At 33.7% G+C, this 14,904-nt stretch carries 15 protein-coding genes; 5 read left to right on the top strand and 10 right to left on the bottom strand.

Going from position 1 to position 14,904, the window contains the following annotated elements:
- On the top strand, positions 1-1,570 hold a 1,570-nt coding region (locus OEW78_RS07745), incomplete at its 5' end, for a hypothetical protein (protein ID WP_300326503.1).
- Between the two features lie 567 nt (positions 1,571-2,137).
- Here OEW78_RS07745 and OEW78_RS07740 read toward each other — a convergent pair.
- Both OEW78_RS07740 and OEW78_RS07735 read right to left on the bottom strand, forming a co-directional pair.
- Positions 2,138-3,229, bottom strand: a complete 1,092-nt coding sequence (locus tag OEW78_RS07740) for a tetratricopeptide repeat protein (RefSeq protein WP_300326500.1) — start codon at positions 3,227-3,229, stop codon at positions 2,138-2,140.
- Between the two features lie 5 nt (positions 3,230-3,234).
- Complete coding sequence (locus OEW78_RS07735; RefSeq protein WP_300326497.1) at positions 3,235-5,403, bottom strand: PsbP-related protein; 2,169 nt, start codon at positions 5,401-5,403, stop codon at positions 3,235-3,237.
- A 160-nt stretch (positions 5,404-5,563) separates the two neighbouring features.
- Here OEW78_RS07735 and OEW78_RS07730 point away from each other — a divergent pair, with 160 nt between their 5' ends.
- Entirely contained in the window at positions 5,564-6,115 is a 552-nt protein-coding gene (locus OEW78_RS07730; protein ID WP_300326494.1) for a YIP1 family protein, read from the top strand.
- Positions 6,116-6,187: 72 nt separating this feature from the next.
- Here the strand turns inward: OEW78_RS07730 and OEW78_RS07725 are convergent, their stop codons facing one another.
- Genes OEW78_RS07725 through OEW78_RS07710 form a run of 4 tightly spaced genes read right to left on the bottom strand, consistent with a single transcriptional unit; the run spans position 6,188 to position 10,069 of the window.
- Complete coding sequence (locus OEW78_RS07725) at positions 6,188-9,007, bottom strand: hypothetical protein (RefSeq protein ID WP_300326491.1); 2,820 nt, start codon at positions 9,005-9,007, stop codon at positions 6,188-6,190.
- Positions 9,004-9,369: a hypothetical protein gene (locus OEW78_RS07720; RefSeq protein ID WP_300326488.1), complete on the bottom strand. Its 366-nt coding sequence runs from the start codon at positions 9,367-9,369 to the stop codon at positions 9,004-9,006. Before OEW78_RS07720 ends, OEW78_RS07725 begins: the two co-directional genes overlap by 4 nt.
- Positions 9,369-9,875 carry a hypothetical protein gene (locus OEW78_RS07715; protein ID WP_300326485.1) on the bottom strand — a complete coding sequence of 169 codons (507 nt, stop codon included), beginning with the start codon at positions 9,873-9,875 and terminating at the stop codon, positions 9,369-9,371. The genes OEW78_RS07720 and OEW78_RS07715 overlap by 1 nt, the downstream gene beginning before the upstream one ends.
- Positions 9,872-10,069, bottom strand: a complete 198-nt coding sequence (locus OEW78_RS07710) for a hypothetical protein (RefSeq protein ID WP_300326482.1) — start codon at positions 10,067-10,069, stop codon at positions 9,872-9,874. Before OEW78_RS07710 ends, OEW78_RS07715 begins: the two co-directional genes overlap by 4 nt.
- A gap of 56 nt (positions 10,070-10,125) precedes the next feature.
- Between OEW78_RS07710 and OEW78_RS07705 the strand changes: the two genes are divergently transcribed.
- The 3 genes from OEW78_RS07705 to OEW78_RS07695 all read left to right on the top strand — a co-directional run bounded on the left by OEW78_RS07705 (position 10,126) and on the right by OEW78_RS07695 (position 12,779).
- A complete protein-coding gene (locus OEW78_RS07705) occupies positions 10,126-10,863 on the top strand; it encodes a winged helix-turn-helix transcriptional regulator (RefSeq protein WP_300326479.1) in 738 nt (245 codons plus the stop codon).
- Positions 10,860-12,155 carry a CRISPR-associated endonuclease Cas1 gene (cas1, locus tag OEW78_RS07700; RefSeq protein ID WP_300326476.1) on the top strand — a complete coding sequence of 432 codons (1,296 nt, stop codon included), beginning with the start codon at positions 10,860-10,862 and terminating at the stop codon, positions 12,153-12,155. The genes OEW78_RS07705 and cas1 overlap by 4 nt, the downstream gene beginning before the upstream one ends.
- A gap of 225 nt (positions 12,156-12,380) precedes the next feature.
- Complete coding sequence (locus tag OEW78_RS07695; protein ID WP_300326473.1) at positions 12,381-12,779, top strand: hypothetical protein; 399 nt, start codon at positions 12,381-12,383, stop codon at positions 12,777-12,779.
- Between the two features lie 118 nt (positions 12,780-12,897).
- Here OEW78_RS07695 and OEW78_RS07690 read toward each other — a convergent pair whose 3' ends face one another.
- The 4 genes from OEW78_RS07690 to OEW78_RS07675 all read right to left on the bottom strand — a co-directional run.
- Positions 12,898-13,578, bottom strand: coding sequence for a toll/interleukin-1 receptor domain-containing protein (locus tag OEW78_RS07690; protein ID WP_300326471.1), 681 nt, complete (start codon positions 13,576-13,578; stop codon positions 12,898-12,900).
- A 229-nt stretch (positions 13,579-13,807) separates the two neighbouring features.
- Positions 13,808-14,251 (bottom strand): restriction endonuclease subunit S, encoded by a 444-nt coding sequence (locus OEW78_RS07685; RefSeq protein WP_300326468.1) that lies wholly within the window; start codon positions 14,249-14,251, stop codon positions 13,808-13,810.
- Entirely contained in the window at positions 14,202-14,621 is a 420-nt protein-coding gene (locus OEW78_RS07680) for a hypothetical protein (protein ID WP_300326466.1), read from the bottom strand. Before OEW78_RS07680 ends, OEW78_RS07685 begins: the two co-directional genes overlap by 50 nt.
- A partial coding sequence (locus OEW78_RS07675) for a hypothetical protein (protein ID WP_300326463.1) occupies positions 14,621-14,904 on the bottom strand: 284 nt, incomplete at its 5' end. The genes OEW78_RS07680 and OEW78_RS07675, both read right to left, overlap by 1 nt.

The raw sequence follows: 14,904 nt of genomic DNA, 5'->3' as shown, positions 1-14,904 counted from the left end.
CGTTCAGGGAGTGTTTTGGGATCAGTTTGAATTCAAGGAACAAAAAGTCAATGCGGGAAGAAATGCCATGAATCAAGTATTGGCAAACGGTGGAACCATGCAAGATGCAAAAAATGCGTATCATATGGCTGCATCGACTTCAAAAATTGAACTAATAGAAATGAATGCTCAGTTCAATGTAAGGCATAACCTGGCAGACTACGAGGAACAGCAAATCTTCAACTCTACAGGACAAGTACACATGTCATCTACAACTAAAGCGAAACTTGCCGATTTTTATTCAGACTATAAGTTGCAGCCAAGTTACGTGTTGGCAAACTCCGATGATGTGAACGTATCTGAGACAGATACAGAGTGTAAGGAAGGATCAATCCTTGTGACTCGAATTGTCTCTGGAAGTCATTCATGTGTTGATGAATTGATGGCCCAAAAATGGATTGAAAACGGAGTAACAGGCATCGCTGTTTCAGGAAACAATTTGTCTGTCCCCGAGGTAAGGACAAATCCAGGAACAGAGTGTAAGGAAGGGTATCAGGTGGTTTACACCATTGCAACATCGGAATATCAGTGTGTTTCAGAATCCGATGCAAAAGAAATGATTGAGAACAACACTGCAGAGAACCATACTCTGATTGACTATATTGCCAGTAAGGACAAGTTGAAAGTACACGAGGACATCATATACGAGATCAACCAAGAGATTCTGGAAATCAACCAAGAATATGACCTCAAAAAGAAAACACTGGAGACAAAATATGACGATGCTCTTGAAAACGAGGACTTGCAGAGAAAGCAGAACATGCGGGATATTGTCAACGAATACCGACTTGAAAACATCACAAAAGAAGACGTGACCAAACAGATTTCAGAAATAAGAAATACAGCCAATGTCATTCAAGAAAAAATGCTTGTAGAAAAGATCCATGCGGCAAACATGCTTGAAGCAGAATTAAGAGACAGGATACTTGAAGCGATAAAAGGATACGAGGACGCTCCTGACCTCTATGCCAATTGGAGTCATTTGAGCGAAACCACAGATGTTGCAAACGAGCAAAGCATGACAAGTCCTGTCAACGTATCGTTATCCAACGACGATGCCAGGAACATACGTCTGGATGATGTGGATGTGGTCAATTCATTTGGTCAAAAGTTTGACGAGATAAAATCTGATCAGGCATTGCAAATTGCAGCAGACATTACAAATCTCAACGAGCATGAACATCCATTTGCATACGTGGTGGAGATAACCGACATCGAGGGCAAACTTGCACAGCCTGCACAGTGGGTGACTGGCACGCTTAACCCCTCTCAAACCTTTAACGTCAGTCTGTCATGGATGCCGGAAAAAGCTGGCCAATACAAGGCAGCAATATCTGTAGGTGCAGACAGGGGCTCTGTTTTGCAAGCAGCAGACATTAAAATCAACGTCAGTCCTGAGGGAGACGCATATGATGATGATTATTGCAAGAAGGGAAACAAACTGGTTTTCAAGTACTCTGACAATTCGCCCATTTGTGTATCATTTGATACTGCCTCAAAACTAATCAATAAAGGATTGGCATTTGCTTGATACAGCCAAGCAAATAAGTTATTTCAAATCCGATGACTTGCAGATGGCTATGGATTTTTGTCGCCATTTTTGCATTATCTTTTATGGTTCCAGCACAGGCCTCTTTGATACCAATGAAAGCAGTTGATGTGGCATAAATTTCGACATACACTTTAACTTTATTTTTTGTATAGAGTTAATTGTATAGAGAAAAGGAAAGTTAACTTGTTATGTTGGGGTTTTGGAGAATTCAACCAATGAGCACAGTGTCACGGCGACTGCGACCTGATCAAGCTGCAAGGTGACAAGGAAATTGTGAATTAATCACAAAACTGTAATATTTGTTCGTATCAAAATACTATTTTATTATGATTGATCTTAATTTTAGAGGAAAAGACAGCAAAATAAGAGAGCATTTGTGGTTCAAATTTTGTTGGGAGGACAACGTGTGTGGGGTATAGATAGGGCCGGCTCCGTGTAACCATAATTTTCGGCATAATGAAAACGATAATGAAAAAAATTTCAAAAGGATACACAAGGGACCATAAAATAATTTGAATTATTATTCTTGAAATGGAATTAGCAAGTTTAGGTTAGTTTTGAAGGCAATAATTGCATAAACAATTTTTTGCAACGATCGAATGATTCTGAAGGAAGAATATCAAAAGAGTTATCATGGTTTTTGTAATTTATGATTAATTTCCCTGCTCTGACACCATTTACTCCATAAGTAGAATGTTTCAATTCTATTTTGGTAATGTCTGCAAAAGGAATTTCAAAATTTAACTTATCCATCATGAATATTTCATCTAACGACAAATTCAAACGATCTGTTAAAATTTTATCAGGTCGTATAAAGAGCAACCGTTCTTTATCAAATATTACTTGATATGTAATGTTTGAACCACTCCATCTAATCTTTAAAACTGAAAAAGAGGGCTCATTAATAATTTGTCGAGTTTTACGAATGTATTTCTGTCGGCGTTTTTTAACATAATAAAATGCATAAGAAATAACTCCAAATATTGCCAAATAAAGAATAGGTCTTATTGAATCATAATCGATATCTTCGGTTTCAGACACAGCGTTTTTGTCATTATAAAAAAATTCTTTATCTTTTTTGGCAAGTTCTTTATTCTTTATTGCTGATTCATAGTCAGGATCAATTTCTAATGCCTTGTCATAATATGAAATAGCCTCATCATATTGTCCAAGCTTGTAAAGTGTCAATCCTTTGTTATACAAAACATAAACAGCCTTTGGATCAGTTTCTAGTGCTTTATCAAACCAAACTAAAGATTCTTCTGGTTTTTGTAATTCTATTAGAATTCTACCTATTTCATTTAAAGCTGAGATATCTTTTGGCTCTACATGTTGATTTTCTTCAAACCAAATCACAACCTCATCATGCTTGTCAGTCTCTAGAAGTATCAAGCCTTTGTTGTATATGGCAGTAACATGATTTGGATTATTTTTAAGGGAGATTTCCAAGAAGCGCATTGCACCTTCATAATCTCCAAGCTGAATCAATCCTGCGGCTTTATTGTTTGAAATGTCAGCGTCTGTGATGGAACCATGGACATAAATGGGAAGAAATGGATCTGATTGACCAAATGTTGAAGGAGTTAATAGAATAATGAAAATTGTTGAAATGCAGATTGAAACTGTCTTTTTAGTCAAATTTCCTAATTTACGACAATTATTCCTTTTTCAACCATGAAAGTTATTCCTTTTAAGAAATCATTATCAGAAATTAGTCCTTGGGACCACCAATCAGCATTATTCTTAATCCATGCAGGGATTTCTTGAGAACCTCCTGTTGCAGATTGTGCTGTTTCTGGAATCTGTATAATTCCTTCTTTTATCAAAAATTGAATTCCTCCAACAAATGCCTGGTCATCAATATTTCCTTCTACCCACCATGAAGCATTATTTCGAATCCAATCTGGAATTTTTGGGGTTTCACCGGGGTTATTGTGCATAGAAGATGAGTTCTCTGAAACAAGTTTTCCTTCTACGACTACTTGCTTTACAGGATGATTGTAATCAAAGCTTACAAGAATTTCATTAATTGTTTCATCATAAGTAATAGTAAAATCGTCTATGTTTTTCCCATCAATTGTTATTGCATATGGTGGTTCTAACACCTTGCCAATGAATATCTCTGTAAGCCCTGTTCCACTTTGCTCTAGTGTTCCAAACGATATTTTTTCATTGTCGGAATCAAAAGTAAAATCAGATATTGTAGAATTGCTAACTATATCAATTTCGACAGTCTGACCATCAAATTGCACTGATTTCTTATCTATTTCAAGACCAAAAATATCTGCATAATTTGAAGGATTGGATATATCAATGGTGTTTGAGATTTTCAAGGTTTCAAGAGATTCATAAAACTTTGAAATTTCCTTATCATAGGTTTTATCAGAACCTGCCACATATCCTATATCCACAAAATCATTACTTGTTGCAATTAGGTAACCTGTCATTTTCATTTTTACATTCATTGTTGGTTCCAAACATTTTCCAGTAAATTCCAGAGCTTTCATTCCATTTAATTCCAGAATTTTGGCTGGTTGATAAGGCTTGTCACATTCAGCTTTAGGCATTTCAGGCAATCTTTTCAAATCACCTGTTAAGACTAGCATTGCTGCAAAATTGGGATCAACTTCAGATGAAAAGAGTTTGGTTGTAATACCAGGGGTGGCAAATACAATGTTCATGCCTTCTTGTTTCATCTTTATTCCCTTCCAAGCCTTTGGAAAGTCTATTTCTATTCCTACTTTATCATCTACATATTTTCCTTCAAATTCAGTTGGGATGATTTCGCTGTCTATAACTATTGAATCAATCATTTCTTGGACTACTGGAAGATACTCAGAAAATCTCTTTTCGCTATCAGAAGTGAACTGGATCATGTAATTTTTTGTTTCAATTGCAAGAAAAATATTAAGACCTTTTAAATCAAAACCTGCATTTGTAGCAGTATAAATTTTCTTTACTGCTGGGTTGCCAGATAAAATAATTTCGCTTGATTCCACAAGATTAAAGTTTGAAAATTGTTGGCGATAACCTTCCATCACACTATCTGCATATTGAGAAGGATCTGCTTTGACGGGACTATCCAAAATAACAATTGCAAAGGTTTCCTGGTAAACATCTTGAAGATCATCTATTGGTGCTGTAAACATAATGGTTGTTGTTGGTTCAGATAATTCAGATTTTGTCCAAGACGAAGGATATTCAATTTTTATCCCATGAGTTGGATTTTCATATTGCAGTAAAGGAGAAAGAGATCCAATCTTAATAGAATTGATCATCTTTTCTAACGTCTGAACATACTCTGAAAATTTTTCTTCTTCTGAAGTAAAGATGATACTGTAAGCAATATTTTCTTTTATGGTGATAAAGAATACCTGTTCAAAAGATACACCACCATTTTTTATCGTGTAGGTTATCTTCTTTGCATTATTTCCTGATATGGTAATTGATTCAGAGTTTAGAATATCGACATTAAACCCCATCAATGTGAATTCATTAGCTATGCTGTTGACTGTGGCATCGGCAAATTCATCTAAAGTGATTGATTCAGAAACTCCTTCAGCAGATATCATTAAACTCTCTTGAAATTGGTCCGATGGGCTGTCTAAAGGAGCATTAAATGAAACTAAGGTGAATTCATCAGGGTTTTCGATCATTTGCCAGTTTTTTGGATAGGTTATGCTTATTCCAATCTCTGTATTTTCGTATGGTAAAAACTCTGATTCACTTTGCGCGTATGCAGTATTTCCAAAAGAATTTGAAAATATGCCCAAAGTAACACTTTGAGATAAGAGAATTGTTACCATGACCATTACTAAAACTAATTTAATTTTCAGAATGCGTTTTATTTGTAAATTAGCCTATTAAACTCCAAGGCAATTACCATAATTGAGATTGGAACAAATTCATAATATCTTCTATGAGTAATCAAGTAACAAAAAACAACGAAATATTATGATTAAAGATTCAAGGATGGACAAAAGAATCACAATAGTAAAAGATGTTATAGTTAATCCTTCTCTAGCATTTAGAGAGATAAATCAAGAAAGTAAATTCTATCTTTCAGGTGCAATTGCACTTTTTCTTATTTCCGCAGGACTGTTCTCACAAGGAATTGTGGAAGGAATTATTTCAATGATTGCAGATATTGGTATCATTATTTTGATTTTGTATGTTGGACGATTATTAAAGGGAAAAGCTGTCTTTACTGGAATATTTTCTGTGCTTCAATACTCTGGAATTCCTGCCTTGATAGGTTCAGGAATTTTGTTAGCATTACCTGAAAATATTTTTGAGAGTGGATTTGATATTCAAACTGTAGATCTTTCAACATTTTTTTCTTTAATTGGGATTTCAATGATGTTTTTTATTTGGAGTTTCATACTTTCTATTTTAGCAATTAAGGAAGCCCATCAATTTGGTGTTGGTAAATCATTAGCTACAATAATTATCTCATCAATCATTTTTTTGTTAGTGATTATCGTGCCAGTTATAATCTCTCTAGGGTTATTAGGCGGAATTTAATCCATCTTACCTTGAAGAATAATTTTTTGTAATTAACAGATATCAAACATGATTTTACAGAGTAAAAACTTTCTAATTTACGTGTGAAATTAAGAGATTTTTGATTCTATTTGATATTCTGTTTATTTCACTAGATTCAATCTTTCTTTGTGCTCTCCATAATGTGGGCTTGGTAATACCAAGAGATTTCACGTCTTTTGGTTTTAGTTTCAATACTTTGTTTGCAATTTTGCCAAATTCTCTATCAATTTTGTTTGGGTCCTCATAGATTTGATAACTTTCCTCATCTAACTCCTCATCAATTGAGATGGCATTGCTCTCCTTTCCGATATGAACTATCTCTGAAATTTCTACATGTTTTCTCTCAAGGATACCTAAATCTCCATCAAACTTGGCCTCTGGGTGAGAGATATAGTCTCTGAAAATCTCCCAAAATGTCTTCCAATACTCTTTTCCTCTCAGTTTTTTCTCGTTGGTTTTGTCGTTATAGTCAAGAAAATAGTCATGAACTGCATCTTTGGCGGGATTTCTAAATGGTGCCATTGGCTTTATCGGCTCATCGGTTTCAGGATTTATCACTCTGGCAAATCCCAATATTCCGAAATTGGATGGCTTGATTTGCTTGTGATACTCTTTACCCTTGTTAAACTCTGAGAGTCTTTTCACCAAACTTGGTTTTGATAAAGCGAGTTTTTGAAGAGCGTACTTGTTTTCATATTTGTCTTGTAATTCTTCCATGGTAACATCACCGTATTCCAAATCTAAAATATCAGACCAAATTTCCTTGTGCCAGTCTTCTTTTTCTTTCTCATCTGAATCTGATTCTGTTGAAAATGGATTAAGTAGATGTCCTAGACCATGTGATGATGTTTTGTCTTCATCAACTGTTCTTTTACCATTTTCATCAATGTTAAAAAGACAGTACCTTTTTGCAGATATTCCGTAAAACCAGATGTTCTGTTTTTCTATCTCAAAGACTTGTACATCTTTTTTGTTTTCAACATCATATGGATTTAGAGGATAAAAAAACTTTTGAAGTGCATTCGTATATTTTGATGGAACTATCATAGAGTCAGTATCACAATATGCATGAGATTCTTTTCCATTGCTTTCCCTTTGTAAAACTGCCTCAGCTGATGCAAGTAACAATCTAGCAGCAGATGTAATTGCAACTGCAATGATGGGGTTAAACATAATTCCTGGTTCTTCCATCCTAGTTTTTTTAACTTGAAACTGGTTTAATCCATAGGTATCAATTGCTATCTTTATTGGATTATCATATGCTGTAACTTCTACATAGATTCCGTAACTGATAGCATTTGTAATAATTTTGATTATCTTTTGTTTTCTTTCGTAAAATTCATAATCTACCTTTGAGTTTCCTTTGGATTTATCTCGAAGTACTTTTTGTTGTTGTCTATATTCAATTAGTTTTTTGAAGAGGTCATCTTTGTGAGGATTGACGGTAGTTCCATGTATGTTTGTATTTTTGAGGTTTTCTTGAACCCCAACTGGTTCAAATTTTATGGCTTTCAATATTTTTGGGGGTTTTCCGGTGTATAGTTTTGATGATATCACATCAGCAAGACTGTACCACATTGGTTCAGGTGTAGATGAAATCTGAGAAATACCGATATTCCAGGCATGTTTATCACCAAATTGCGCCCGTATTGGCAAGACATCGTCTATTGGTTCAACCAAAACGATGGACTGGAGTTTGGCCCATGTTGCTTTGTCACGTACATGGTCCAGTTCAAAATTATCTACAAAATCGATTATCTCTTGTGTTGCCTCTGTTGATTTTATTTTGTCTGCAATAACAAACCTCCAGAGATTCTGTAATGTACACACAGTTGGGTACATTGAAAGAAAGTCAAGCAAATCTACATTTAATGGCTTTTTTCTGATTTTGCATTCAGTCCTTCCCCCATAATAGCAACTCATAATGTTTCCAATAATCTCATCTGAAAAATCAGGATTTTTCCAGAAAAATGATTTTACTCCCATCATGTTTAGAAATTCCTTTCCTATTGATGCAGGAGTGTATACCTTGCTAAATGGTATTGGTAAATCATACTTTTCAAACTCTTCTTTTGCATTCAAAAATAATGAGAAAGTTGACTTTACATCATTAACACAATAGTCTATGTATTTTGCATTTACTTTTCCATGTTCTTGTACTTTGTATTTCTTGTAATCTGTCTTGAATGCATCACATGCACTTTCTAGGCTGTGCTTTTTGTCAGTAAGTGCATGACACAATGTTCTCAAGTCAACAAAATTATTTATGATTCTTTTTGGCTTCTTTTTCTTGTCATTATTCATTGGCCCTCCCCAAGAAATAAAGGACAGAGTACTAGATATTGGAGTAATAAGCAGTCTTGGATAATCCCAATTCTTTGATAGTTCCAATGAAAACCCTTCATTCTTTTTCATTCTGGCAGTAGTTGAATTAAGCGCAATGTGATTGAGATCGAATTGAAGATTAAATCCAATACACGTACTATTCAAACCATACACTTCATAGAGAAAAATCTGTCTGAATTGCTGTAACGTGAATAATGAAATATTATTTTTTTCACAATATTCTTTCAGTATTTTTTGCTCTTTTGGAGTGGTGACTTTTTCATCATAAAATATTCCGTTTTGTTCTAGACTTTTTCTTTGATAAACTTCAAAATACCCAAACGTCAAGTTTTGGCAAAGGTCTGTTCTGGTTTCAGTATCAAATACAAAATAGCGGTCAATTTTGGAGAGTTCTTTGTTGTCATCTTTTTGCATTTGGGGCAAAATCCAGGAATAAAACGGAGATATCTTCTTACTATCCATGTATAGGATTGCCTTATGAGGAATTGTAAAAGCACGAACAGCCGCTTTTTCTGTGCCTGTCATTGAATAATCCTCTCCAACGAGCGGTCAGAGATTAGCCTCAATAGGTCTGAAATACCTCTTAACACAAGGGCATCCTTTACAACTTGGGGTTTGTTATTCTTGTATGACCAACCATCAGGCCAACTTTTCATCTGCTTTCTTGAAATCCTGCCATGACAATTGCGACATAGACTAACAACCACATCAGAATTACTTTTTGCTCCAATGTGATGAAATTCCATGTCCAGTGGATTGTCATGATGGCATGCAATGCAAAATCCCTGACTTTGCTCAAAAACATCGCACCAGTTCTTTTCTTCAATTAGAAGTTTTACTTTTTTGATATAGTCGTTGTTTTTCTTTGATACCTCAACGTCTGCCATTAGTTTGCACCTCCACTACTGTAAACAGTAAAGTATTCCGGCTCTTCTATCTTTTCACGAATTTCTTTTATTTTTGTAGTACTTGTCTCTAGAATGTATCTTTGTCCCCTTGCATCTGTAACTGTAATGCCTTTTAATGAAACAAGTGCATCCTTTTGTCCTTGGTCTGTTAATCTTCCAACGGCACTGTGATATTTGCCAATTAGTTTTGCTTGTTTGTTTCCCCGTACTTGTATCCATATTTCTTTTCCTTTTTCATAGATTCTCATTTTCCTGAGCAGTCTGTCATTTTCTTTTACAATGACTCTTCTTCCTTTCTTTTGTAATGCAGAGCCTGCATATTTTTTGACAGTTGGAACCGTTGTTCCAACATTCTTTGTTGCAGTAGTGATTGTTGTACCACAGCGCATTTGTCTGATTACTTCCAAAGAATTTTCATATGCAATAATTTGTCTAGGTGGAAGCAAATCAAGATTTCTTTTCCATGCTGATGTTTTTGTTTTCATGAATCATTCACCTCCACTATTTGATTTTGTTTTGGAACTGGTTTGACAATCAATTCTTGGTTGTTGCCCAACATAATTTCCACATAATCACCTGCATCAAGCCCGACTGAACTAAGCCAAAACAAAGGCAATGAAACAAGGCGACTGTAATCGCTTTTGTGAATCTTTCTAAGATTCATTTCTGTTTTTGTCATCACTTAATAGAAGGCAGCAATAGATAAATACACTAAGTTAAGTGTAGTAAATGTAATTGAAAGAAAAATACGATTCTCGAGAATGGCAAAAAGACACCAAGGCCAAAAATGAGGCTAAAATCATGCAGGAATTGATGAACGGGCCAAAAAGATTTACAGATTTACAAAAAAACACCGAACTTTCTGCTACGGGATTGACAAAGATACTTCGACGCATGAGAGATGAAACAAAGACCATACAGCAGATTCAGCAAAAAAATCGTCTTGTATATACAATTACAAAATCAGGAAAAAGGGCATATCATGAATCTTTAGAATTTGGAATGTGGTTAAATTCTATCCAGGATCGTGGAGGGCATTATATCCAAGACTATTCTGGAATGCGGGGAGAAATGTATGCTAGTGAACTAAAATGGGGACCTGAAGATGATTTGATAATTGACAAGAAATTAGATGGAAAAGCAAATCCCATATCCAGAGAATTGGCATTGGATTTACAAAAATTCATATTCAAAAAATTATATGATGATACGCAAAAAAGAAAGATTGTATTTGATGAATCACTAGATGGAATGATTGCATTATGTTTTTATTTTGACTATAAAGGACTACGTGAAAGCATAAAGAACAATTCATTAAAGTTGCAAAACAGCATAACAAAAGAAGAGTTTGAAATTCGTTACAAACAAGAAGATGAAACTTCAACTCGTGAAGAAACACAATTACTAAATGATTTAAAAATAGGAAAGATAACTAGAAAAGAATTTCTAAAACAAGTGAGGAAATTAAAATGAATCCGTTATTGATATCAGGTTTTGGTACATCAATTTATGTAGAAAAAAGAAAGTTGGTCATATGCAATAAACTAGAAAATACATTTCAAGAGTTTCATCCTCACAAGATTGATCATGATGGCATAATAATAGATGGACATACAGGTAATATTTCATTTGAGGCAATGAGGTGGATGATGAAGCATAACATCAATATGGTATTGCTAAATTGGAATGGAAATCTTTTAGCAAATACATTACCCGACCAGCCAAAATCAGGAAAATTGAGAATAAGGCAATATGAAAAATACCTTGATGACAATTATAGATTTGAGATAGCATCAAAGATTACTCAAACCAAGGTGGAACACTCACTAAACTTACTCCTGGAATTGTCTCGATATTATGATTCAATAGACATGCCCCGGATTACTCAATCAGTTAAAAGAGAGAGACAATTTTTACTCAAAATTACACCTAAAAATCAACATTTAGGCATGAAAATCAAGGGTAAAAATCTAAGATCAGAGAGTTCAAACCAAATTAAAAAACTGATGACCTATGAGGGAAGAATTGCCGAAGTTTGCCTGTCTCAGATAACTTCAATCTATAATGAACTGTATCCCGAATTTCACTTTACAGGAAGAAAAGACAAGACAAACTCTAGAAACTATAATGCATCAGATGAAATTAATGCACTTTTAAACTATGGTTATGCGATATTGGAATCAGAAATTCGAAAGTCACTTAATGCCATAGGGTTGGATTATGCTGTAGGTTTCTTGCATGAGATTAATCAAAGTAAAACTCCGTTAGTCTATGACATTCAGGAATTGTTTAGATGGATTATAGATTTATCAGTAATACAATTATTGGAAGAAAAGAAGATCAAAAAATCAGATTTCATAACAACTGAAAACTATCACATTCGATTAAAAGAAAAAACTGCAAAGATGCTAATTGAAAAGATTAGAAAAAACTTTAACCATAAGAAAAAATATAAAAACAACAAAAAATTCTCTTATCAAAATATTTTACAAGATAATTTGCAACAATTGGCAAATTTCATTTCAGGTAAAAAGAAAGATTTTGAATTTGATATTCCAAAAATTACAATTCAAAGAAATGACGATGTGCAGATAAGAGAGAAAATTCTAAACATGACACCACAACAAAGAAAACTATCTGGAATCAACAAGTCAACTTTATGGTATTTGAAAAGTAATCTAACAAAAGGAAAAAAAGTTATGATTTATGATAAAATCAAAACAAAATTGGAAAACGGTATGCCGAACGTGTCCCCTAAAGCTTAAGTATGATTTTACACTTCTATGTTATATAGAACAATCAAAATGATTCTTCTAATTTACAGATAAGAAATAATTTTAAGATAAAATTAGTCTCAGAACAAATGAGTTATCTTTTCTGAATATAAGTTGTAAATTCAATGTATCTACAGAAAAAATAATCTTATCAGAAAAAATACTCGGAAAAAATTGTTTTGTTGTTCAGAAAAAATAGGAGGTGAAACAGAAAAAATGAATGAAACAATTACAGAACAAATAGAATTTCCAGAAATAATGCAAGTGGAAACTGAATTAGTCTCAGAACAAATCAACTCTCATACAGAAAAAACAGGCACAAATTCAGAACAAATAGATGATTTTCCAGAAATAATCCCTGAAAAAATCACAGAAAAAAGACGATATCGAGGTCAGAGAGGCCAGGACAAGTCCCCTAGGCAACTAAACTACAATTCTATCATGAACTTGAAGCCTTTCAAATCAAAAGCAGTTACTATAGAAAAAGAGATATCTATTGGATTATCTGATGATGAAATTAGATTTATTGGAATCATTCTATTGATAGCAATATTTGGAATCATAGTCTGGAAAATAATTGAATGGTTAAAAGAACCTGTAAAAGTTACAGAATAGGATTTTAATCCCAATTCTTCTTTTTTTATTTTAAAAATCTAATTTTTTTAGTTTGGATCCTTTTAGGTTCATTAGTTATCTTTACACGAAAAAAAGTTTCTTCCATTATGCTAATCCTTTAATGATAATTTGAATCCAATGAGGGATGGTCAGGAATATAGTAATATTCTAGCAAATCACATAAAACAGGATTTACTTTATCTAAATTATCACCAACGATCTCATTTATTATGGCCTCTGCAACATATGAATAATTTACTTGAGGGTTGTCATATGCTGAAACAAGTTGAGTAAGTTGTGCTTCTGAAAATGTGTCATATTGTTTTAATTGTGCAGCAATTTTTGCAGATTCAGCATAAGAATTTGAATTGATTAATTTTGATATTATGTTATCTAAATCAGAAAATTTAGGAGCTGGTGTTGTTTTGGAGATATTTACAATTTTGTCAATTATAGAGTCATCAAAAGGAGTTGAGCAAACTATTCCTTGTTTACTAGATACAAATCCATAAGGTCTTGTTTTGTCTATACATATTGGTAATATTGTTTTACTACAGTTAAGGGCGATACCAACTTCTTGATCAGTAAAATTTGAAAGGGGATAATTTTCTGAAAGCAGCATTATGAATATTTTACAATTTTGAATTTCTTCATACAGTTTAGATACCCACTCAGAACCAGCCTCAATATCTTCATGAGCAAGAAAAACAGTCAATCCATGTTTTGACAATTTTGTCTTTAGTTCAGATGCAATTTTTTTATCTATATCAGAATGACTAAGAAATATTTTAGTTGACATTAATGTGATATTCGTATACAGTAAGATAATATTTTCTTTGGATTGAGTCCTTTTAATTCAAATAATCATTACTAAATTCAGTAATGTTTTGGATTAAAGGTAATTCTACGGAATAATACTCTTTTTAATTTTATTTTTTGTTCTATGATTTAGAACTCTCTCATGTGCAATACTTGGTGTATACTTACCTAACAGATAATTTCGTTCAGTTTTGCTAAACATAATTTGATTAATCGCTATAGGTGTTAGGATCTAAATAATGATTTAGAATTGATGATTTTAATTGTAAAATTTTTTCTTTCATTAAAATTTGGGATGAAGTTAAACTTTCTAAATTCTTTTTAAATTTTTTATAAGATTTTACGATGTCTTTTTGTTTTGATAATGATGGCACAATTAATTCTACATCATTAATTGTACCTTTTGAGATAACAGGCTGAGCAGACTGTTTTGCAAATTGTCGCAAATTTGAATTTTTTAATTGTAAGTACAGAAAATCCAGGTCAAATTCAGATGGAACTTCTTTTACCAGTAATGCATTATCTGTAATCCATGATTTGGGTGATGTGATATGGACATTTCCACATTTTGCTCCTACTCTCCCTATGACAATTTTTGGTTTTTCAAACAAATATGATGAATATTTTCCTATTATGCCATTTCCACAAACCATACCCTCCAAGTATCACTGCAATCATAATAAAAATTGCAATTGCAAGACCATTCCAGTTAAAGTTGCCACCAATGTCTACTCCCTTCTTTTCAAGAATGTATTCTCTAACTTCCTGATGGGACTTGTCTCTGAACTGTGGCAGATTCTTCATCGTATGTAGCGGGAAGTTTCTCGGCTTGCTGTCCTTGCCTCTTTCCTTGCTGCGCTTTTTTCTTCCGCTTGCAGTGTATTCTGCATCATTAGTTTCGGTTATCAATCCGGTATTCTCTTCTATCAATCCGGTAGAATTTTCTATCATTCCGGTGTTGTTATTTATCATTCCGGTGTTTTGTTCTATCAATCCTGGAGTGCTCTCTATCTTTCCGGCCATTATTTCATTATCACCTCCCGTTCAATCATGGTTCCTCTATCTTTCCGGTTATCATTCCGGAAATTTCCCGAGACAGCGTCAGAAAATGCCTTTTGTAGTCTGCTGATGGTACTTTTCTGAAGTTTTACTTGCGAGTCTTTGCATCTTATCCTCTTTTGGATTGACATCAAATTACTGCGAGATATTCCAAACTTGTGGGAATCTCTGGGTCTAATCTCAAGTATCTTCTCTTCTAGGTTATCATAGACGGTACAACTAGAGTCATCAGTAACCCCTAGCACGT

Source organism: Candidatus Nitrosopumilus sp. (genome assembly GCF_029882185.1).
GTDB lineage: Archaea > Thermoproteota > Nitrososphaeria > Nitrososphaerales > Nitrosopumilaceae > Nitrosopumilus.
Note: the sequence above shows the minus strand (reverse complement) of the source record. Positions and strands in the feature narration are given on the sequence as shown.